General features: G+C 42.0%; 23 protein-coding genes. 10 read left to right on the forward strand and 13 right to left on the reverse strand.

What is annotated here, in order from left to right; translation table 11 throughout:
• Positions 1-192 precede the first annotated feature (192 nt).
• Positions 193-954, reverse strand: a complete 762-nt coding sequence (locus KHS79_RS01935) for a DeoR/GlpR family transcriptional regulator (RefSeq protein WP_212716216.1) — start codon at positions 952-954, stop codon at positions 193-195.
• Positions 955-1,258: 304 nt separating this feature from the next.
• On the opposite strand from KHS79_RS01935, the gene glpK reads away from it, so the two are divergent.
• The 3 genes from glpK to KHS79_RS01950 all read left to right on the forward strand — a co-directional run bounded on the left by glpK (position 1,259) and on the right by KHS79_RS01950 (position 4,780).
• On the forward strand, positions 1,259-2,752 hold the full coding sequence (glpK, locus tag KHS79_RS01940; protein WP_094788184.1) for a glycerol kinase GlpK: 1,494 nt from the start codon (positions 1,259-1,261) through the stop codon (positions 2,750-2,752).
• Positions 2,753-2,919: 167 nt separating this feature from the next.
• Complete coding sequence (locus KHS79_RS01945; protein WP_212716218.1) at positions 2,920-3,702, forward strand: endonuclease; 783 nt, start codon at positions 2,920-2,922, stop codon at positions 3,700-3,702.
• 580 nt (positions 3,703-4,282) lie between these two features.
• On the forward strand, positions 4,283-4,780 hold the full coding sequence (locus tag KHS79_RS01950; RefSeq protein WP_212716220.1) for a hypothetical protein: 498 nt from the start codon (positions 4,283-4,285) through the stop codon (positions 4,778-4,780).
• A 227-nt stretch (positions 4,781-5,007) separates the two neighbouring features.
• Here the strand turns inward: KHS79_RS01950 and KHS79_RS01955 are convergent, their stop codons facing one another.
• The 4 genes from KHS79_RS01955 to KHS79_RS01970 form a co-directional block, all read right to left on the reverse strand.
• Positions 5,008-5,478 (reverse strand): hypothetical protein, encoded by a 471-nt coding sequence (locus KHS79_RS01955; RefSeq protein ID WP_212716222.1) that lies wholly within the window; start codon positions 5,476-5,478, stop codon positions 5,008-5,010.
• Positions 5,479-5,578: 100 nt separating this feature from the next.
• Positions 5,579-5,989: a zinc-ribbon domain containing protein gene (locus KHS79_RS01960; RefSeq protein WP_212716224.1), complete on the reverse strand. Its 411-nt coding sequence runs from the start codon at positions 5,987-5,989 to the stop codon at positions 5,579-5,581.
• Between the two features lie 50 nt (positions 5,990-6,039).
• Entirely contained in the window at positions 6,040-6,453 is a 414-nt protein-coding gene (locus tag KHS79_RS01965; RefSeq protein ID WP_212716226.1) for a hypothetical protein, read from the reverse strand.
• A gap of 457 nt (positions 6,454-6,910) precedes the next feature.
• Positions 6,911-7,954: an ABC transporter ATP-binding protein gene (locus tag KHS79_RS01970; protein ID WP_212716228.1), complete on the reverse strand. Its 1,044-nt coding sequence runs from the start codon at positions 7,952-7,954 to the stop codon at positions 6,911-6,913.
• A 373-nt stretch (positions 7,955-8,327) separates the two neighbouring features.
• On the opposite strand from KHS79_RS01970, the gene grxD reads away from it, so the two are divergent.
• Entirely contained in the window at positions 8,328-8,669 is a 342-nt protein-coding gene (gene grxD, locus KHS79_RS01975) for a Grx4 family monothiol glutaredoxin (RefSeq protein WP_212716230.1), read from the forward strand.
• A gap of 273 nt (positions 8,670-8,942) precedes the next feature.
• Here grxD and bfr read toward each other — a convergent pair whose 3' ends face one another.
• Together bfr and KHS79_RS01985 are read right to left on the reverse strand one after the other, a co-directional pair.
• Complete coding sequence (gene bfr, locus KHS79_RS01980) at positions 8,943-9,416, reverse strand: bacterioferritin (RefSeq protein WP_027706563.1); 474 nt, start codon at positions 9,414-9,416, stop codon at positions 8,943-8,945.
• Between the two features lie 279 nt (positions 9,417-9,695).
• On the reverse strand, positions 9,696-9,893 hold the full coding sequence (locus tag KHS79_RS01985) for a (2Fe-2S)-binding protein (protein ID WP_027706562.1): 198 nt from the start codon (positions 9,891-9,893) through the stop codon (positions 9,696-9,698).
• Between the two features lie 322 nt (positions 9,894-10,215).
• Between KHS79_RS01985 and KHS79_RS01990 the strand changes: the two genes are divergently transcribed.
• Positions 10,216-10,818, forward strand: a complete 603-nt coding sequence (locus KHS79_RS01990) for a peroxiredoxin (protein WP_027706561.1) — start codon at positions 10,216-10,218, stop codon at positions 10,816-10,818.
• Between the two features lie 112 nt (positions 10,819-10,930).
• Here KHS79_RS01990 and rnt read toward each other — a convergent pair whose 3' ends face one another.
• Both rnt and pyrC read right to left on the reverse strand, forming a co-directional pair.
• The gene (gene rnt, locus KHS79_RS01995; RefSeq protein WP_027706560.1) at positions 10,931-11,575 is read right to left on the reverse strand and encodes a ribonuclease T; all 645 of its coding nucleotides are present in this window, start codon (positions 11,573-11,575) and stop codon (positions 10,931-10,933) included.
• A 16-nt stretch (positions 11,576-11,591) separates the two neighbouring features.
• A complete protein-coding gene (gene pyrC / locus KHS79_RS02000) occupies positions 11,592-12,629 on the reverse strand; it encodes a dihydroorotase (RefSeq protein WP_212716231.1) in 1,038 nt (345 codons plus the stop codon).
• A 273-nt stretch (positions 12,630-12,902) separates the two neighbouring features.
• Here pyrC and KHS79_RS02005 point away from each other — a divergent pair, with 273 nt between their 5' ends.
• Together KHS79_RS02005 and KHS79_RS02010 are read left to right on the forward strand one after the other, a co-directional pair.
• A complete protein-coding gene (locus KHS79_RS02005; RefSeq protein ID WP_212716233.1) occupies positions 12,903-13,778 on the forward strand; it encodes an OmpA family protein in 876 nt (291 codons plus the stop codon).
• A 242-nt stretch (positions 13,779-14,020) separates the two neighbouring features.
• Positions 14,021-15,235 carry an argininosuccinate synthase gene (locus tag KHS79_RS02010; RefSeq protein ID WP_212716235.1) on the forward strand — a complete coding sequence of 405 codons (1,215 nt, stop codon included), beginning with the start codon at positions 14,021-14,023 and terminating at the stop codon, positions 15,233-15,235.
• A 69-nt stretch (positions 15,236-15,304) separates the two neighbouring features.
• On the opposite strand, the gene gloA is transcribed toward KHS79_RS02010, so the two are convergent.
• The 4 genes from gloA to purM form a co-directional block, all read right to left on the reverse strand.
• Entirely contained in the window at positions 15,305-15,712 is a 408-nt protein-coding gene (gene gloA / locus KHS79_RS02015; protein ID WP_027706557.1) for a lactoylglutathione lyase, read from the reverse strand.
• 22 nt (positions 15,713-15,734) lie between these two features.
• On the reverse strand, positions 15,735-16,451 hold the full coding sequence (locus KHS79_RS02020; protein ID WP_165773304.1) for a DUF3108 domain-containing protein: 717 nt from the start codon (positions 16,449-16,451) through the stop codon (positions 15,735-15,737).
• 24 nt (positions 16,452-16,475) lie between these two features.
• Complete coding sequence (gene purN, locus KHS79_RS02025; protein WP_212716237.1) at positions 16,476-17,108, reverse strand: phosphoribosylglycinamide formyltransferase; 633 nt, start codon at positions 17,106-17,108, stop codon at positions 16,476-16,478.
• Between the two features lie 108 nt (positions 17,109-17,216).
• On the reverse strand, positions 17,217-18,287 hold the full coding sequence (gene purM / locus KHS79_RS02030; RefSeq protein WP_094786458.1) for a phosphoribosylformylglycinamidine cyclo-ligase: 1,071 nt from the start codon (positions 18,285-18,287) through the stop codon (positions 17,217-17,219).
• Between the two features lie 356 nt (positions 18,288-18,643).
• On the opposite strand from purM, the gene KHS79_RS02035 reads away from it, so the two are divergent.
• From KHS79_RS02035 to KHS79_RS02045, 3 genes are all read left to right on the forward strand, one after another.
• Positions 18,644-19,870, forward strand: a complete 1,227-nt coding sequence (locus KHS79_RS02035) for a DUF2066 domain-containing protein (RefSeq protein WP_212716239.1) — start codon at positions 18,644-18,646, stop codon at positions 19,868-19,870.
• A gap of 265 nt (positions 19,871-20,135) precedes the next feature.
• A complete protein-coding gene (locus KHS79_RS02040) occupies positions 20,136-20,708 on the forward strand; it encodes a CDP-alcohol phosphatidyltransferase family protein (RefSeq protein WP_233468159.1) in 573 nt (190 codons plus the stop codon).
• Entirely contained in the window at positions 20,705-21,787 is a 1,083-nt protein-coding gene (locus tag KHS79_RS02045; RefSeq protein ID WP_233468160.1) for an AI-2E family transporter, read from the forward strand. The genes KHS79_RS02040 and KHS79_RS02045 overlap by 4 nt, the downstream gene beginning before the upstream one ends.
• Positions 21,788-21,793: the final 6 nt, after the last annotated feature.

Below are 21,793 nucleotides of genomic sequence, written 5' to 3' on the forward strand. Positions count from 1 at the left end.
ATAATGTACTACAGGCACTGTGGGGCGTTAGGGGTAATGAATGGTTAAGGAAATTTGTAAAAGAAGCTGTTAGACAATCTATAATTCAGCTTCTTTTTAGTATAGTGACAGACTGGAAAAACTAAGTGGGTAAAAAGATTTGTCTTAGAGGTGCCCTTAGGTAAAGGTTTTGCGAAAACGAAAGCTCAGTCATCAGGTGGTAATAAGCTCGGTGTCAGCCTGGTGGATAGCGTCTAGAAAATCCTCTGGAGGATGAGTGTTTGTATATAACCGGTCAATTTCGCTCAGTCGTGCCAGCTTTACCAGAGCATTTCTACCAAACTTGGAAGCATCGGTGGCTAGAAATATTTGGCGAGAGTGCTTTAAAATCGCTTGTGCAACTCGAACCTCCTGATAGTCATAGTCTAGTAGTTGTCCCTCTTGATCAATACCACTTATACCTATAATGCCGTAGTCCACGGTAAATTGGCTGATAAAATCAACCGTTGCCTGGCCAATTATGCCACCGTCACGATTTCGTACCTGCCCTCCACAAAGTAAGATATTAAAATCTTCTTTATTTTTTAAAATACTGGCCACATGAAGGTTATTGGTTATAACCGTGAGTCCTTGGTGCTTTAGAAGTGCTTCTGCTATTGCTTCTGTGGTAGTGCCAATATTAATAAATAGTGAACTGTTATTGGGAATATCTTGAACAACACGTTGTGCAATTTGCTGCTTAGCAGACAGGTGCATTATTTTCCTTTGTGCATAAGCTGTGTTCGTTATACTTGAGGTTGGAATGCCTGCTCCACCATGATAGCGCTTTAACTGACATGTTTCTGCCAGTTGATTAAGGTCCCGGCGTATTGTTTGAGGGGTAACAGTAAAGCGATTTACCAGCTCATCAATACTGACATATCCTCGTTGTTGAACCAGCTGCAGGATTTGTTCATGACGTTGTGATTGGTTCATATACTGAAATTTATTGCTTGCCTGAAAGTTATATTTTCGAAAACGAAAATAGACTCTACCATAAATCACCAATGAGCGAGAACAATTGATTGTCGGTTTGACAGCTTCAAGAATTAATTTCAAATCATGTGGGTGGTAAAATTTTTCAAAAAAAACTTAACACGCTGTCATTTTCGCTTCACCATACACGCAGCGAACTACGTACTTGGGAGTCGCTGATGATGCCTTTAAGAGTGGTAGCATGGCTTTTATTTAAGCTAAAAGGCTGCTCTTGGCGGGTATAATAACAAAAAAAGGAGTAATTATGGCCGGCTATATAATGGCTATCGACCAAGGAACAACCAGTTCCAGAGCAATTATCTTCAACCAGCAAGGTGTTCCAGTACAACAGCATCAACAGGAAATTACTCAGTATTATCCTCAAGATGGTTGGGTTGAACATGACCCTGAGGAAATTTGGCAAAGTGTCCTGGCAACGTGTCGTGGTGCGTTAGCATTAGCCAAATTAAAGGCGGAAGACATTAACGCTATTGGGATTACTAACCAGCGGGAAACGACAGTTGTTTGGGATCGTGATACAGGCTTGCCTATTCACAAGGCTATTGTTTGGCAAGATCGTCGTACGGCTGACTATTGTGAGCAATTAAAACAGCAGGGATATGAAGAGCTGGTATCAAGTAAAACCGGGCTGTTGATTGATCCCTATTTTTCTGCAACAAAACTAAGGTGGCTGTTGGAGAATGTTGAAGGAGCAAGAGAAAAAGCTGAGCAGGGTAAGCTGGCGTTTGGCACGATTGATACGTTTTTACTCTGGCGGTTAACAGGTGGAGCAAGCCATAAGACAGATGCGACTAATGCTTCTCGAACGATGCTGTTTAATATTCACACTCAGCGCTGGGACCAGGAATTGCTGGAACTATTTAATATTCCTGCGCAGATGTTGCCTGAAGTAATGGATTGTAGTGCTGATTTTGGGGAATGTGATAGATCATTATTCGGAGCAACAATACCCGTTACTGCAATTGCTGGAGACCAACAGGCGGCTCTTTTCGGCCAAGCATGTTTCCATTCTGGTATGGCAAAAAGTACCTATGGCACAGGCTGCTTCCTCATTCAAAATACAGGAAGCCATGCAGTTAAGTCTAAGCATCGGTTATTAACAACCGTTGGTTATAGACTTAATGGTAACGTCACCTATGCAATAGAAGGCAGTATATTTATTGCGGGTGCTGCTATTCAATGGTTGCGCGATGGTATTCGTTTAATTTCCCATGCCAGTGTGACAGAAGCTTTAGCCCATGAAGCAGAAGAAAGCTACAGTGTATTTATGGTACCTGCATTTACTGGACTGGGTGCTCCCTATTGGGATCCAAATGCCCGTGGTGCAATTATGGGACTGACCCGAGATACCGGAATTGCAGAAATCGTTGCGGCAGGATTGCAATCTGTATGCTATCAAACCAGGGATTTGTTAGAAGCCATGGTGGCTGATGGTGCAGAAAAGCCGTCAGCTATTCGTGTTGATGGTGGTATGGTTGTGAATAATTGGTTAATGGAATTTTTAGCTAATATTTTAAATGTACAAGTGGACCGAGCCGCTATTCCAGAAACCACGGCACTAGGTGTTGCCTATTTGGCTGGGCTTTACACAGGAATATTTAAAGATCTTGAGCAGCTGGAATCATTATGGCGAAGTGATAAGGCTTTTGAAGTACAAATGGGTAGTGAACGCCGAGAAGAACTTTATCGAGGTTGGCTCGATGCTGTTGAGCGAGTAAAAACACCAGCTCTAAAATGAGAAGACGTTTTTATTTTTATGGATTAAATTTATAAAAATATGCATATAAATAAGCTGACAGGTATTATAAGTAAGTTGCTGTACTGTACACATATACTCTTGTTGAAGGGTATCTTAGGGCTGGATTTCCAGCCTTTTTTATTTTTCGGGGTAAGAGGTACCGAATAATGAATTTTAAATTAATAATATCTGCCATTTTTAACTGGCAGCTCATCGCTAGGTTTGTACTTTTCACTGGTAAGCGAGTGATATTGGCATTGCTTGTGTTGCTGGCAGGTTGTACAGAGCAAAATAGCCAGCCAGATTTTCCGAACAGTTCAACAGGCAAACACGTACAGACATTTTCTCAGGCAAAGAAAATCCTGAAAGAGATTTATCATGACAACACCTACTCGCTATACTGCAATTGCCGCTATGTACAGCGTGGAAAAAAGCTAGTGCCTGATTTAAGCAGTTGTGGTTACCAAGCGCGTAAAAATGCTAAGCGGGCTGCACGTATTGAGTGGGAACATATAATGCCGGCATCGTATTTTGGACAACGAATGAGCTGTTGGCAGCAAGGAGGGAGAAAAAACTGCCGGCGCGAAAGTGAATTATTCCGTCGAATGGAGGCAGACTTACATAACCTTGCGCCAGCGATAGGAGAGATTAACGGAGACCGATCAAATTTCGGTTTTGGTAACATTCGTGGTGAGCCTCGTCGCTATGGGCAATGTGATATGGAAATTGATTTTAAAAAAGATATTGCTGAGCCACCCGCACGGATTCGTGGTGATGTGGCACGAGTGTATCTGTATATGGCACGTAAATATCAATTAGCTTTAAGTGATAATGAGCAAAAACAGTTTACGCAATGGGCTAAGCGTGACCCTGTGAGCCGTTGGGAGAGGGAAAAAGCACAACGGATAGCGCGGTATCAGGATGGACCAACACCTGTTGATAAACATTAGTTGGTACAACGTTTTTTGAATCTGTTGTGAACCCTCTGGACAATTGTATGTAATTTTACCGTTGTAAAAGCTACTTTTTAAATTACCTTTGTTTAAAGTCAGCATAACACTCATCGAACACGCCGTGAATCCATCCCTGTAGGCTTGGTTGCCGCGTCCTGCGGCAAACAGTTCGATGTGCGTTATCTACCGCAAAAAAATATTACCAGGAAATACCACAGGTGTGCTTTTAACTGTGATTGAGGTATAGCACAAAGTGGTTTTGCAATGCTTTAATTTAGTTGAAAAACAGGGACCGGAAGCGTCGTTAGGCCTGACCTTTCTGTTCATTGTCGATGGTTGATAGAAATAATATTCTAAATTATGCATTCTAATATACCCAATACGAATGGTTTTTAGGTGCGGCCATCGAGTGACGAAGCCCCATGAGCCTATATTAATAGGTGATTGGGGTGAGGAGAGAAGATAACAAAACCTAGAAACCATTCGTATTGGGTATAAATACGACTAAAGTATTATATGATGCGTTAGCTGGATCACTTAGTATTTGCTTCCAAACATATATGTAAGGAAGTCGATAATGAAAATGAAAGTAGCTGCTGCATTGGGCTTAAGCCTCAGCCTAGTTGCCGGGCAAGCATTTAGTGCAAATGAAAAAACCTTTACCTGGTATTCCTTTAGCCTTGGCAATCAGTTGGTGACCAAGTCAACATTTGGTTGTATTGATCAAGATATGATGTATGAAAAACATATTATTAAAGCTAATGATTCCAGTGGAAACTGGAGACACAATGACGATGTGTATTTATTTCAATTTTATCCAGAAAATAATGCCTATAATAACAACTTACCTGTTCATGCTGTAAATACAAAGCTGGTTCATGATGCTAATCGTAAGACAATTAACTCATTAGGCAAACCAATCACAACGACAATCTATAAATTCCGTCCATATACTGTTATTGCAGGCCTGCGTGATAACAGTAAATCCAAAAAAGATTATTACGATGCACGAGGACACTCAGGTAGCTGGGGTATTCGCAGTATGTCTATTGATTTGCAATGTGGTAATTTGTAAATGTTAATCCTAGCAGTATAACCCCTACCTTTTTGTCCCTTCTTATTTGCTTTGAGGGGGCATTAAAATTTAATTTTACTTTTGAGCCCTTCTGACGACTTGAAAATACATGTTAAGAAAGATGAGATCAAAAAATAGCCGATACGTAGGGTTAGCGGCTATTTTTGGTGGAGTGAATGATCAAGAATATGACTAGCTAGGGAGCAGATTTCAGCCGATTATACCATTTAATCAATATCGAAGACCCAAAAAGCACCTAGTTTTTCCCTATCCAAGGCAAAGAACCCCATCTCTAAGTTACTACAGAATGAGTAACCTGATGAACGAAGCATATTACCTGAACTATCAATTTCATACTTAAAGTTCGTATAAATTTGAGGCTTGCTAAATAAAGCTAGGAAGTCTTTAGCAATCACATTTGCTTCAATTTCTAGAAATGCTTGCGCAGAATTAAACATAAACCCAGAACTAAGAGCGGTCGACATTATCTTTATTGCTGACTCTAACGGTATCTTGAACCAATTGTTTGAAGAGGTTTTCGTATCAAAATCTAACGCAATAATAGACTCTAGGAGTGCACTAGGCTGGCTTCGAATATCATACTCATTCGCATAATAAGGCCGAATGTACAAGTGCACTTTTCCTGTTGGGTCATTCAATACTTTCGATCTTTTTAATGCAATCTCAGCTAAGTTCATAACTACAAATTAACATCACCCGGTACATGCCCAACCTCATTGTAGACCCTATGGTTAGAGGTATCCAGTGAGGTTAGGGAGGGAGTGGTTTCATAGCAGGTTAACCTAATTTATCCACTTTCGATCGGTCCTTCATGCATCCGATCTTGATGAGGGTTTTAGCCACAATCCGAAACCTTCTAACTTCTTCGGGTGATGGGTTATCTATTTTCTGCAATCGCTCATAATCTTTCTGTAGCTTCTTAACCTTGTGAGTTTTTGCTCGACACTCAACACAGTGGGTACATCTAGCATCACACCAAAATCCAAGTTCCTCGTACCAATACTTTTGCTCTTTAGCAAAAAAGTAAAACTTTCTGCCACACTTTTTACAAGTCAAGAGTATGTCCGTATACGAGTCAAAGTATGCATAGACCGCATCAGTAGCATTTTGCTGCGAGGGGTCTCCTTTAATAGTTTCCTCTTCTCCTGGTTTTGGATTTGGAAATCTTGGGTGTTTAACTATTTCCATCTAACTCCCTAAGGGTAACGTAATGGTTGTCAGTTATCACTGTTACTAGGTCATTTAGCTGAAATGTAGTCTTTTGAACAAGCCTTGGATGATTTTTTATATAGCTCTTTGTTATATTTTTGATAGTAGTCGAGAAGTTTTTTTATGTTATCGCTATTGCACTCTTGGGTGGCTTTGTTAAGAGGCATGGACAAACCAATAACTGTAGAAAATCGCAAATACATTATTTGATCAAATGATTCAGTAACATCATCATATCTCTTATCTTGAAGCAATTTAGCCAAAATAATGGTTTCAGAAATTCTCCTTTTATCTTCTTGTATTTTTTCATTATACATCGATTTTAAGTCCACTTTTTGGTTGTAGAAATCGTTAGCCATAACCCCTAATGAAAAAAACAATACTGCTATTAATACAAACTTTATAGTATTATTTTGATGGCTACTTTCTACCCTATTATTCATCTTATTTTCTCTCTTCTGGGATCATATCCCCCATACATTTAGTTCATTTTAGTCGCCAACCCCCCTTTATTCTTTCATTTTGAAAAATGTTGCCAGCGCCCTTAGTGCTCCTACCCCACCGCAGAATACCCAACCCCCTCGAAAAAATTGCCGATAACCTGTGTTATCGGCAATTTTGATGATTTTCGCGTAAAATACTATCACTTTTGGTATTACACAATACTAAATAGAGTATCTGCTTTTAATGGGGGGTAGGGTAAGAATAGCGTCCAGGGCAGTCGCAACAAGTGGGTTTGCAGAGTTTGAATTGGTTTGTGAAGCAGGTGCTGGGAGCACCGTTAGCAGTAGAGACCAAGGATGGTCTTCTGCTGCGGGAAGAGCAAATTAATTCATGCTCTGCATGGAGGCTCCCAACTTGCCACAGACTGTTTATAAAAGAGTGTGAGGAGACATTTTTTTAATGGCTGGGGGCAGGAAATACGACAACATGTTGAGCATCAATGCTGATCCCTATTTCCTCACTATGGCTGTAGTCATGATGACTGGACAATACAGACTCAATAATGCTGCCTGTTTTTAGGCGTAAAGTGTATTGTGTTATTGCCCCCATAAACGTTTTATTAATGATATCGGCACGAATGGTACTGGCGGTATCAATAATAATATCGTCAGGGCGAAGGAGCACCTCAATAGGGGAGCCTTCTGGCCATCGGTTAGGTGTTGGGTTGTTGATGAGTCCTAACTCAGTTGATAAGTGCTTTCCTTGTACCTGCCCAGGCAAAAAGTGCCCTTGTCCAATAAAGCTTGCTACAAACTGCGTCGCAGGTTCGTGATAAATGTGATAGGGGGTATTCCATTGTAGTAGCTTTCCTTGTTGCATAACCCCAATTTGGTCTGCAAATGCAAAAGCTTCTTCCTGATCATGTGTCACTAAAATTGCACTAACGCCTTGGTCTTTTAAAATTTGCCTGACTTCAAAACTCAACCGACGACGTAAATCAGTATCAAGATTAGAAAATGGCTCATCCAAAAGGAGTAGTTTTGGCTCGGTTGCCATAGCACGTGCTAATGCAACACGCTGTTGTTGTCCTCCAGAAAGCTCGTGGGGGTAGCGGTGTTCAAAGGCGGCCATATTTGTCATTTCGAGTAGACGAGTTATTCGTTGTTGGCGTTGAGGGTGTTTGATGATACCAAAGCCAATATTTTGTCTGACGGTTAAGTGTGGAAAAAGCGCATAATCTTGAAAAACCATACCTATTTGGCGCTGTTCTGGTGGTTTAACGGAGGAGGGTGTAGATAATGGTTCACCACATAATGCAATTTCACCTGCACTGATACTTTCGAAACCTGCGATCGCTCTGAGGACTGTTGTTTTCCCACAGCCACTTGGTCCAAGTAAACTGCAGATTTCACCTGGCTGCATAGAGAAGCCAAAATCTTGAACAACGGGTTGCTCATCATATGAACAGCAAACATTTTTTAATGAAAGTAACGTGGGCATGAAGCTAAACGCCTTAGAGACTTATACCCTTTACGAATCACTTTTTAGGGTTTGTTGTCGGCACACTTCAGCCCAATCACTTATTAATATAAGCTCTTGGAGCTTCATCGCTTGACGGTCGCCCCTAAAAACCCTTCGTTTGGGGTATACATGATTAGAAATACATCTATTATTTCAGACCTACAAGCGCTTTGCATCTTTCTCCATTTTCAGGCGCAGTAGTTTTGTGACTGTCTGTTAACACTAAGACAAGACCACTTTTTTTTAATGGTTAATTTGTAAAGAGTAAAGTATACAATGAGGGGAGTGACAGCATTTATTACTTAAATACGTTAAACTATCTCAAACCGTTTGAGATAAGTGAGGTTACCTGATGGATGTAATGGAGCAAATTAAACAGCAAATTTCAACACACTCTATTTTGCTGTATATGAAAGGCTCTCCTAAATTGCCACAATGCGGATTTTCTTCAAGAGCGGCACAGGTTTTAATGGAGTGCGGCGAAAAATTTGCCTATGTAGATATTCTGCAAAACCCTGAAATACGCGCTAACTTGCCTGCATACGCTAATTGGCCAACGTTTCCACAGCTTTGGATCAGCGGCGAACTAATTGGTGGAAGTGATATTATTTTGGAAATGCACGAAAAAGGTGAGCTTTTACCGCTACTTCAGGCTGCAAATAAAAACGCACCACAAGAATCTGCTGATACTTAATACTGCCATGCAAATGACCTGTTATTTTGCAGGTCATTGTTTTACCTTACCACTATATTTTGATGCGCCCTATAGTTATTACGATACTGTATAAAGCGCAAAGATAAAACAATAAAACCACTCTTTATGTATGGAAATAAAGGCACTTTTTTAGATTAAGTTTCTTGAATTAAGCTTTTATTGATTGAGAACGTTAATCTGCCAAACACGAAAAATAACAGGCTTGGCAAATTAACTATTTAAAGAAGGGTAGTTTTACAAATAAGTCTACCGTTAAGCGCCCATGGCAGATTGCAAATAATTTTCTATACCAATTTTGTCAATCAGCGATAACTGAGTTTCAAGCCAGTCAACATGCTCTTCTTCCGACGCTAGAATTTTTTCTAGTAGCTCTCTACTTCCATAGTCGCCGACACTTTCGCAGTATGCGATACCTTCTCGCAAATCTGGTATGGCTTGTTGAACTTCTAAGTCCAGGTCACACTGAAGCATTTCTTTGGTATTTTCGCCGATTCGTAAGCGTCCTAAATCTTGCAGGTTGGGTAGTCCTTCTAGAAATAAAATGCGTTCAATTATCCAGTCGGCATGCTTCATTTCATCAATGGACTCTTCATACTCTTTTTTTCCCAGTTCTTCGAGTCCCCAGTCTTTATACATCCGAGCATGTAAAAAATACTGGTTGATGGCGACTAACTCGTTACCAAGCGCTTTATTGAGGTGCTCAATAACTTTAGGATCACCTTTCATGTCAGGTCCTCATCAGCTTTTATAGTAGGATAAAACGTGGGGATTTAAGGCGTTATAGCCTTCCTTAGTATCGCTAGCTGCAAGTCTGGTGTCAAACTTAACTAATTGATTTAGAATGAGTTTTTGCTAATGCTAATTACTATCATTACGTTCTGCGTTTGTGGTTTGAATACCCATTCTTATGAGCAGTAGGAGGGGGAGAATAATAATAAGAAAAAGTGCACTGATAGAGCACCTTTTGAAGAGAGGTTGTTTTTAACACTGAAAAAAAGCTATAGGTTAAGCGGGCAAAAACTCTAAAAGCTGCTGCCGTTCTTGCTTAGCTTCTTTGACGATTTGCTTGGCATCTTTTGCACACTTGCCACACTGTGTGGCTACACCTAAGCATTGACTGACTTCTCGCAGGTTATCAGCACCTTCGTGAACGCACTGCCTTATTTCATGGCATTTAACATTTTTGCATAAACAAATGTACATAGTGCTGCGCCTACTAAGAAGATTATATCTTTGTACTGATAGTAGTGCGAATGATAATGATTGTCAATCAGGTGCTTTGTTCAAGATTAAAGCACTTTCTAATAGATTTTTTCTATGATTATGTAAAAAAAATTCAATCGGAAAGGCAGTAGGCTTGCAACCTACTGAGGTGTATTATTAGTTCCAACAATGTAGTTTTACATTAGCAAGACAGATTAAGTATTTTTATCTTGCTTTATTTCAGGCTGATGGTAGGGATAATCGCTTATCTATTCTACGATCAGCAGCCATATATAAAACAAACGACATGTGGAGAATATAAATGGGCGTTCTAGTAAGTAAGCGTGCTCCAGACTTTACAGCTCCAGCTGTATTAGGCAACGGTGAGATTGTTGAGCAATATAACTTTTCTGAAGCAACTAAAGGGAAGTATGCGCTCGTTTTCTTTTATCCACTGGACTTTACTTTTGTATGTCCTTCAGAGTTGATTGCACTTGATCACCGTATGGATGCTTTCAAAGAGCGTAATGTTGAAGTGATTGGTGTCTCTATCGACTCTCACTTTTCACACAACGCTTGGCGTAACACGCCTGTTAGTGAAGGTGGTATTGGTCCAGTTAAGTACACACTGGTTGCAGATATGACTCACGAAATCGCTAAAGCATTTGATGTTGAGTCTGCCGGTGGAGTAGCCTTCCGTGGTGCTTTCTTAATTGATAAGGAAGGTGTTGTTCGCTCTCAGCTGGTGAATGACTTGCCTTTAGGCCGTAACGTTGATGAACTGGTGCGTTTGGTTGATGCGTTACAGTTCCACGAAGAGCACGGTGAAGTTTGTCCAGCAGGTTGGAAAAAAGGCGAAAAAGGTATGCAAGCTTCTCCTCAAGGTGTAGCGAAATATCTCGCTGAGAATGCTGAGCAGCTGTAAGGTTTTTAAGCCTTACTTAACGCTTATTTAAGTAGCTTTGCTGCTAGAAAAAACCCTGCTTTTGCAGGGTTTTTTGCTTTTTAAGTGTTAACAGACCCTAGGGGGGTAATAATCATTTTAAAGCGTTAACTGGCCAACCACCCAAAGCTTGCCAACGGTTAACAATACTGCAAAAAAGCTCAGCTGTTTTATTGGCGTCATAGGCGGCAGAATGTGCTTCTTGAGAGTCAAAACTGATGTCTGCAGCTTCACATGCTTTAGCAAGCACTGTTTGACCAAAAGCTAGCCCTGCGAGAGTTGCTGTATCAAAGCTGGAAAAGGGGTGAAAAGGGTTACGCTTGAGGTTGTTTCGAATAACCGCTGCATTTAAAAAGTTCAAGTCAAACATAGCATTATGTCCAACCAAAATAGCGCGGTTACAGCCTCCTGATTTAATGGCTTTACGGATACGCTTAAAAAGCTGCTTAAGAGCTTCATCCTCATCAGAGGCTTGGCGTTCAGGGCAGAATGGATCTATACCTGTAAATTCAATAGCGGCTGGCTCAATATTAGCATCAGCAAAAGGCTTGATTGCAAAATCAATAGTGTCCTCAGGCACCATTTGTCCAGTAGCATCAATGGTGAGTGTGACCGCCGCGATTTCGAGTAAAGCATCAGTTGCTGCATTAAAACCACCGGTTTCAACATCAACAACAACGGGTAAAAATCCGCGGAATCGTTCTGCAATAAGAGGTTTTAGTGGTGCTTCATTTGTCACGCTACAGCCTTAATTCTTATGGAAGGATTCGCCAGTTGATCATTTCGCCTGCGCGCAATGGTACTACGCGGTCGCTACCGAATGCCAGCGTCTCAGGAACCTGCCAGGGCTGTTTTACTAGAGTGATGGTGTCAGTGTTGCGATTTAGGCCATAAAAGTCTGCACCATTAAAGCTTGAAAAAGCTTCTAATTTATCCAGTGCACCCATTTCTTCAAACACTTCGGCATAAAGCTCAAGTGCTGCAAATGCGCTGTAGCAACCGGCACAGCCACAGGCATTTTCTTTACGTTGTTGGGAGTGGGGGGCTGAGTCTGTTCCCATAAAGAATTTTGAGTTACCACTGGTTGCAACAGTCCGCAGGCGTTCCTGATGCTGTCTTCGTTTTAAGATGGGTAAGCAGTAGAAGTGGGGTTTAATTCCTCCCACCAGCATATGATTGCGATTATAAAGCAGGTGTTGTGGAGTAATGGTTGCAGCCACGTTGTTATTATGGGCTAACACAAAATCAACGGCATCCGTTGTAGTAATATGTTCAACAACAACGCTCAGCTTAGGAAATTTGGTACAGAGAGGGGCAAGTTGTTCTGCTAAAAAGCGTTGCTCTCGATCGAAAATATCTACATCAGCATCTGTCACCTCCCCATGAACAAGTAAAGGTAAGCCGGCTTCTTCCATGGCTGCGAATGCTGGGTAAAGCGGGGTAAGATCGTGCACACCCGCTTCAGAGTTTGTTGTTGCGCCTGCTGGGTAGAGCTTAACGCCATAAATAATACCTGACTGGGCCGCTTGCTGGATAAGCGCAGGAGTTGTTTGGTCAGTCAAATATAGTGTGAGTAGAGGTTGCCATTGACTATTGGCAGGAATTGTTCGCTGTATACGTGTTAAGTAACCTTGAGCATCATCAATGGATTGAACTGGTGGTGTTAAATTAGGCATGACAATCGCGCGTCCACAATAGCGTGCTGCATCCGCTACGGTATTTGCTAAAACCGCACCATCACGTAAATGGATATGCCAGTCATCAGGGCGTGTGATTGTTAACATCTGTTCCATTAAAAGTTGCCTTGCCAAGTAATTTTCTTTGGGCATCCTACCTAAGTGTACTCGGAGTTACTAGGTTTTGTTGGGTGCCTATTTGCAGAGACGTGTTGGATTACCTTGAACTGTTGTATGTTGTTATGGACTGAACACAGAATAAAGCTAAAGATCATCACCTGCTAGCCGCTATTTAAAGAAGTAACGGGTGAGAAGCAGCATATGATCTTTGATAAAGCTCTGGGTTTAATCAAATATTGTCTCGTGTTGATGTTTTGTGGGGTATACCCCGTGAGTGCCATTATTTATCAAGCGCCAGTTGATCGTTCTGAATGGCGGATGGAAGGGTCTATTTTTGAGTGCAATCTTTATCACCCTATACCTGAGTTTGGTGAGGCGATTTTTCGCCGTCGAGCAGGTGAACGGGTTGGTTTTCGTTTGTTAAGCTGGCAAAGCCCTATACAGAAAGGTAAAGCGATGCTGGTTGCGTCATTACCTTCCTGGCGACATGACCGAAGTGCTCAGGTGATGGGGGAAATACAAGTAGATCCTGGGAAAGAAGCCATTTTTATGACAGGGCCGTTACCCAGCTGGATGTTGAATCAGCTTAAGCAAGGCATGGCTCCAGCATTTGAGCGAATGGCCTGGTACAGTGATAAAGAAACCATCACAGTGGCGTTATCAAATGTCAATTTTCAAAAGGTATATAAGGATTATTTAGGCTGTTTGTCGAAGCTGTTACCGGTGAATTTTGATCAAATCAGGCGGTCTTTTGTATTGTTTGATTCTGGTAAAACCACATTAAATGAACAGGCGAAAGAAAAGCTTAACAATATCGCCATTTATGTTAAAGCCGATCAGGAAGTGCAGTCGATTTATATTGATGGTCATACCGATGATATTGGGCGTCGTTTAGATAACCGAGAACTGTCAAAGCAACGGGCTGAGTCGGTTGAGAAATATTTAATTACGCGCGGGGTTAAATCAGACATTATGAAAGTGCGTTTTCATGGTGAGCGTTACCCTATTGTTAAAAATAATTCCTCAAAAGATCGTGCACGAAATCGTCGTGCTACCGTTCGGCTTGAAAAGAAACCACTGCCTTCAGAAAGTGTAACTGTCCCGCCAGCAACGAATATTCTAGAAGAAGAAAAAGGCGCTGAGTAGAATATCTATAAGAAGCTGTTCCATATCGCTAGCGAGCCAATGAGGATGGGTACGTTAGTCTGTCAAAAATAGCCCTCTATATTCCCTTGTTAATTTCTGGCTACATAATGACACAAAAAAATGTCGTGTTTGTGCCTATTGCTCTAGGCGAAGTAATTCACAGTCGTTAGAATAATTATTCATTTGGCATGAACATAACTTTAGTAATTTGGGAATATACAAGTAGTTTTTGGAGCAAACGAATGAAAGACATCAATAAGGTTGTCTTGGCATACTCGGGGGGATTAGACACCTCGGTCATTGCCAAGTGGCTGGAAGACACGTACCAATGTGATGTGGTGACCTTTACCGCTGACTTAGGTCAAGGTGAAGAGGTTGAGCCAGCCCGCGCAAAAGCAGAAGCACTAGGTATTAAAGAAATCTATATTGATGACTTGCGAGAAGAGTTTGTCCGAGACTTTGTTTTCCCCATGTTCCGTGCCAATACAGTTTATGAGGGAGAGTACCTGCTAGGTACTTCTATTGCTCGACCCCTGATTGCCAAGCGCCTTGTTGAAATTGCCAATGAAACAGGGGCAGATGCTATTTCACATGGTGCAACAGGAAAGGGGAATGATCAGGTTCGCTTTGAGCTGGGGGCTTACGCGTTAAAACCTGGGATTCAAGTCATTGCCCCTTGGCGGGATTGGGATCTTAGCTCCCGGGAAAGCTTGCTGGACTACTGCCATAAACACGATATCCCGGTAGAAACGCAAAAGGGTAAATCCCCTTATTCCATGGATGCAAACTTACTACATATTTCGTATGAAGGTGGCTTGTTGGAAGACCCATGGGCAGAGCCAGAAGACGATATGTGGCGTTGGTCGGTAGCACCAGAGCAAGCGCCAGATACCCCGACTTATTTAGAGCTGGATTATCAGCGCGGTGATATTGTTGCCATTGATGGTCAGGCAATGACACCAGCAGAAGTACTGACCTTTTTAAATAAAGTGGGTGGTGCTAATGGTATAGGACGGACAGATATTGTTGAGAACCGCTATGTGGGGATGAAGTCCCGGGGTTGTTATGAAACACCTGGTGGCACCATTATGTTGCGTGCTCATCGGGCTATCGAATCAATTACCCTCGACCGGGAAGTGGCTCACTTAAAAGATGAATTGATGCCGCGTTATGCGAAACTTATATACAACGGTTACTGGTGGTCACCTGAGCGTAAATTAATGCAGGATATGATTGATGCATCTCAGGTTAATGTGAATGGAAAAGTACGACTTAAGTTGTATAAAGGCGGTGTTACTGTAGTCGGGCGTCAGTCTGCTGAGAGCTTATTTGATCAGACAATTGCCACTTTTGAGGACGATGCCGGGGCTTATGATCAGGCAGATGCTGCTGGTTTTATCAAGCTAAATGCATTACGGCTGCGCATTGCCGCTAATAAAGGACGTGCTCTACTTTAGGTGGAATGTATTTGGTAAATAATATGGATATGAAAAAACCCGCTGAAAAGCGGGTTTTTTATTGACGGCTTAACCAGAAAGCCCTTGCCCAGCATGTTTACTATTAATCAGTTCGATTGCATAGTTGTCGGGGTCTCGAACAAAAGCTATTTCAGTGGTACCACCTTTAACTGGCCCAGGTTCGCGAGTGATTACGCCACCTGCTGTACGAATCTGCTCACAGGTTTTGTATAAATCATCTACTTCAATGGCAATATGCCCAAAAGCACTGCCTTGATCGTACTGATCAACGCCCCAGTTGTAGGTTAATTCAATGACAGCGCCATCAGCCTCGTCCTGATAACCTACAAAGGCCAGTGTATATTTATACTCAGTATTTTCTGACTTTCGTAATAGCTTCATGCCCATTATACGTGTATAGAAATCAATCGACTTATCTAAATCTGCTACACGTAGCATGGTATGCAGTAAACGCATTTATCATCCTCATTGGCTGGTTTTATTTACCTACTGGTTTGCCATTAATGGATGCTTTTTGCAGGTAAATATCATAAACCTTGCTTTCTTCAAGCTGTTGCAGGCGTACTAAAATATAGTCCCATTCTTTTGCAAACCAGAGTGTTGTTTCACGCTTTTTATTTTCGCGAACACGCTTCACTTTCACAGTTTTCAATTTGCCAAGCGGACTGTCAATAATTTCCTCACCAAGACGCTGGAAGGAGTATGTTTTGACTTCATCATCATCAGCTACTTTATAGGTGAGATCTTTTTTGTCATTAGCTAAGTCGAGCCTGAGCTGAAATTGGTAGCTTAAAGGGTCAAGGGTTTGCTTAGTGATCGCAAATGGTTTGACTTCTTCGTCAGCCTGATTCTGCACTTGCATATTTTTCCAATCGAAAGTCAGGCTGTCTTCTTTCGTTTTGGCAAACCCACCTCGTTTATAGTGATAAGAGGTTGGAACGACATAGTTGTCTTGAATGCTAAATCTTGACTGCTCAGCAATATCAACAATCACAATGTCAGCGCTAAAACTAAGGTGGTAAGAGCCATCTTTGGCGACTGTTAGCTCCCGGCTTGCAGAGCCTTTAACAGGAATACTTGATACTTCAGCGCCATAGGTAGCTTTGTAAGGTTGTAACGTATCAGCATTGAGATAGGCTGTATGAGTAAAGCAAGCCAACCCAGCGGCTAATGCAAGTAAGCCTTTCGTTTTCATAGGCAAAAAAACCTTTGTTGTCATCTAATGTCTGATTTGAACACCTTGTGGCGGTAAAAGTTCGCCATCAAGAAGACATTTATTGTGTTCCATTTTTAATTTTCGTTCCGAGAACCAGGCGACTGCTTTAGGATAAATAATGTGCTCTTGTTGCTGTACTTTTTGAGCAAGTGTAGTTGCTGTATCTTCTTTTGTGACTGAGATAACAGCTTGAATAATAATTGGACCACCATCAAGTTCTTCGGTGACAAAGTGTACAGTTGTACCATGCTCTGTGTCGCCAGCATCAATGACGCGCTGGTGAGTATGCAGACCACGATATTTGGGCAGTAATGATGGGTGAATATTAATCATTCTTCCTGTGTAATGTCGCACAAAATTATCTGTCAATATGCGCATAAAACCTGCAAGAACGACAAGTTCAGGCTGGAAGTTATCAATGTTATTTTGCAGTGCCTGGTCAAAGGCATTACGGTCAGTGAATTGTTGGTGATCAATCACTTTGGTGGGAATATTGGCTTGCTGTGCGCGCTGTAGGCCATAGGCATCAGGCTTATTGCTAATGACGGCGACAATACGGTAGTGGTGATCAGGTTGCTGATCGATTAAAGCCTGCAGGTTACTGCCATTGCCAGAAATTAATACAACAATATCCATAGAAAAAGTGTCCATAGAAAAGTTTGTCAGCGATGAGCCAATTGTAGGAGCATCAAATGGATGTCCAGGCAGGGCTAGTGTGGGTATGTCACTAACCCTGTTGAAAGGCTAAAACGACAGGTTTTGTACTTCTACCGCGTCATCATGTTTTTCTTTTGTTTGGATTTCGCCTACACGCCATACTGTTTCACCGGCAGCATCTAAATACCGAATGATGGCTTCGACCTTATCGATAGGCACACAGATCACCATACCTATACCACAGTTAAATGTCCTTAACATTTCTTGGCTAGTGATGTTGCCTGCTTGTTGGAGCCATTTAAACACAGGAGGTAAGTCCCAGCTGCCGCCATCAATAACGGCTTTGCAGTTGTCGGGTAAGACGCGAGGAATATTTTCAAGTAAGCCACCACCTGTAATATGTGCCATTGCTAATATTGGGTGAGTTCGCCAAAGCATCTCCAGTGAGCGCACATAAATTTGAGTGGGAGCCAGCAAGCTGGCACCAAGGGTTGAGTCGCCAAGTGGTAGGTTAAGATCAGCTTTATTGTCTTTCAGTAGTTTGCGGATCAGTGAATAGCCATTTGAGTGAGGTCCTGATGAGGCAAGTGCCAACAATTGATTGCCAGGCTGTACCTTACTGCCATCAATAATCTTAGACTTTTCCACAATACCTACACAGAAGCCTGCAAGGTCGTAGTCATCACCCTGGTACATACCTGGCATTTCAGCCGTTTCACCACCTATTAATGAAATGCCTGCAATTTCGCAACCTCGCCCAATGCCTCCGATAACGTCGGTGGCTACATCTACATTGAGCTGGCCAGTGGCATAGTAATCTAAAAAATAAAGAGGTTCTGCGCCACAGACAATGAGGTCATTGACACACATGGCGACTAGATCAATGCCTATCGTGTCATGCTGATTGAGTTCCATCGCAAGGCGTAGCTTGGTTCCTACACCATCCGTTCCAGAGACTAAAACGGGTTCTTGGTAGCCCTTGGGTAACTCAAATAAAGCGCCAAAGCCACCAAGCCCGCCTAGGGCTTCCGGACGATGAGTTCTTCTGGCAATATGTTTAATGCGTTCAACTAAGCGGTTGCCTGCATCAATATCAACGCCTGCATCCTTGTAACTAACCGATGGCATTGAAGACGATGGTTTGCTGCGTTCAGTCATGGCTTAAGGCCCAGGTAATGTGTGATTGGAATTAAGCGTTAAGACGAATTGTCTTAAAGTTGTGTCAATCTGTCTTGTTAATTAGACCACTTTTAAGTAACTTGCGCGGCACATTGCGGGTATTTTAGCAAGTGTTTGCTTGCCAGGCTATGTAACTGTTTATAAAGCAGTATCTATTATCATGCGTTCGTTATATGCCAAGTGGTTAAATCAGGAGGTATTAGACACAGCAGTTTGTACCTATCCAGGTTTTGTTATCAAATAAGGTACGACTAATGTGGTTTTTCTGTTACAAGGCCATTGGTATGCCAATGTAAAGCATTAAGTGCCTGCTGATCAGGAAGGAAAGTAAGACTATGTTCTCACGACAGCTAACATTTATTTTAACTTCATTCTTGTTACTTATTTCGTTGGTGGCGACGACCGCTTCAGCGGCATCGGATCTTTATCAAGCGAAAGTGCTGGTGCGCTCAACGGCTGAGCAAGATGAAGGTATGCGAGAAGGGCTTATTCGCGTTCTGCAAAAGGTCTCTGGTCAGGAGGGTATTGCCGATATACCAGGCATTGCTGAAGCTATTAACACGCCAGATATGTATATTGTGCAGTTTGGATTTGAGTCAACGGATGAAACAACACTGTCGAGTGATGGTGTTGAAGTATCAGCAAAGCAAATGGTTATGCAGTTTGATAAAAAAGCCATAGAGCGGTTACTTAAAGATCATAGCATATCAGTGTGGCAACCCACGGAGCGACCAAATACATTGGTTTGGCTGATTCAGTCTGCATCAGGGGAGCGAACTCAGCTTGGTGAAAGTGATCGTCAACATCCTTTATTACAAGCACTGACCAAAGAAGCCAAGCAAAAGGCTATGCCATTAATGTGGCCATTATTAGATTTGGAGGATGCTGCTGCTTTGGATGAAGTGGATATGTGGGGTTTATACGCAGATACAATTCGCACGGCTTCCCAGCGCTACAATCCAGGTGCCATATTAGCTGCACGAGTCTATGCGGAGGGTGAGCAGACCTACAGTGGTCGCTGGTTATTGCTGGCAGAGCAGACCCAAAAAAGTAAGTCATTTAGTAAGCTATCGGCGGATGAGTTAGCCGCTATGGGGGTTAAACTCGCAGCTAGCTTTTATACCTCAAATATACAGGATACGGCTGATGGAAGTGACGCTATAGATAATGTTGAACAGCCAAAGGCGAACACTACAGATGTTGGGCAAATACCGGCTGCAACAAATAGTGACGATGGTTCAGCAACTGATAACAGTGTAGCTTCAACTACTACGTTGCCTGTGCCTATGGCAACGAGTCATGATGTTAGGTTAGCGGTTGATGGTGTTGAAGGAATAGATGCTTTTGCCGATATCAATCAGCTACTGAAAAACCTAACGGAAGTTAAAGCGGTGCACTTGGTTAAAGTATCTGGCGCGATGGTTGTATTTGATATTGATTTAAAGGATAACCGTACGAAGGAAAAACTGGTAGCCCGTTTAAATAGAGAGAGCAAGCTAAGTATACTGCCTCAACAAGCAGGCGGAGATCGCTTTGTACAGTATCAGTGGGTAGGGCAATAACCTAGATGGTAGGCTCTCATTTATAAATAGTATGATGGCTAAGTGTAAAAAGCTTAACCATCATAAAGTCATGATAAGCTTGAAAAAAGCATAAACTGCCTTATATAGGCTTACCAGAATGATTGGTTACGCTTTAAAATCGAGTGACAGATAAATCAAGCAAAAGTGAAAAGGGAAAAAACAAGTATTTAAGCGATACAGGCTGCTAGCTTTAACTATGGCAGCTTGTTTTTATATGTTCACTGTGAGCTGTAAAGTAATAAAGTTGACGGATACACACTTGGCATTACGTTATCTTCCTAATTTACTAACTATTATCAGGCTGTTGCTGATTATTCCCATCAGTTACAGCTTACTCATTGAGCGCTATCATTTAGCGCTGCTTTTGTTTATTGTTGCGGCCGCATCTGATGGGCTTGATGGCTTTTTAGCGCGAAAGTTCGGTTGGCATAGCCGTTTTGGCGCTATGGTTGACCCTTTGGCTGATAAACTAATGCTTATGGCAGCATATATTATGCTGACGATTCTTGGGCACTTTCCACTATGGCTAACGGCTACTGTTATTGTTCGTGATTTAGTCATTGTTTCAGGTGCTGTAAGTTATCATTTTCTTGTGGGCCAATATGAATTTAAGCCTTCTAGAATTGGCAAATTAAGCACATTTTTACAAATTATGCTGGCCCTGCTGACAATAATGCATCTAACATTATTGACAATACCCACCTATATTTCTGTAGCTTTAATTTTTTCGGTGGCTGTTGTGACAGTCATGAGTGGACTGGACTATGTGTGGGTTTGGAGTCAAAAATACAGGCAGGAAACTAAGCGTAAATCATGATGACTTACACGCAGCGTTGGTTTTTGCTCAGTATGCTAGTACTCATTGGCATTCTGATCTATTTACTGAAACCTATCTTGTCACCGTTTTTGGTGGGTATGATACTCGCCTACTTGGGTGACCCTATTGCCGACCGGCTTGAAGCAAAAGGCATGTCTCGTACATTAGCCGTAATTACGGTATTTATTGTACTTTCTTTGGTTTTTGGCATTCTTTTACTGATTTTTATTCCACTGTTAGCCGGTCAGATTAAAACATTAATTCATCAGTTGCCTATTTGGGCTGCCTGGCTGGAAGAGAATGCATTTCCTTGGGTCTATCAGCACTTAGGCATCGACCCAGAAAGTTTAAAAGTGAATAATGTTACCCGACACATTGTGTCTAAATGGCAAACAGCGGGTAATCTACTTACGCCCATCTTAAAGTCAGCCACTGACTCTGGCGTCGCTATCATTACTGCGCTGACAAATTTATTTTTGATTCCTGTTGTCACTTTTTACTTGTTGCGTGACTGGGATGTTATGACGGCAAAAGTAGGCTCGTTATTACCCCGTAACTTAGAACCGGTTGTGGCTAAATTAGCGCTTGAGTGTGATGAAGTCTTAGGCGCTTTTCTAAAAGGTCAGTTAGTGGTTATGCTCTGCTTGGGAATAATTTATGCTGCAGGCCTATGGCTTGTTGGCTTACAATTTGCCATTATTATTGGGCTAACCGCTGGACTGGCAAGTATTGTTCCCTATATGGGCTTTATTGTCGGTATTGGCATAGCGTTGGTGGCTGCCGTGTTCCAGTTTGATACCTGGCTACCCTTTGTTGGGGTTGTTGTGGTATTTATGGTGGGACAGGCTTTGGAAGGAATGGTTCTAACGCCTCTGTTAGTGGGAGACAGGATTGGTCTACACCCAGTGGCGGTGATTTTTGCCATTCTTGCTGGTGGTCAGTTATTTGGCTTTGTGGGGGTGCTGCTGGCACTGCCGATTGCTGCGGTTATTATGGTGCTGCTACGACACTTAAAAGATATATATACGTTAAGTGCACTGTATCATGCTAATCAGCAACCCATAACCCCTGATGAATGAGTGTTT

Origin of the sequence: Zooshikella ganghwensis (assembly GCF_018263875.1) — a bacterium.
Taxonomy (GTDB): Bacteria; Pseudomonadota; Gammaproteobacteria; order Pseudomonadales; family Zooshikellaceae; genus Zooshikella; species Zooshikella ganghwensis.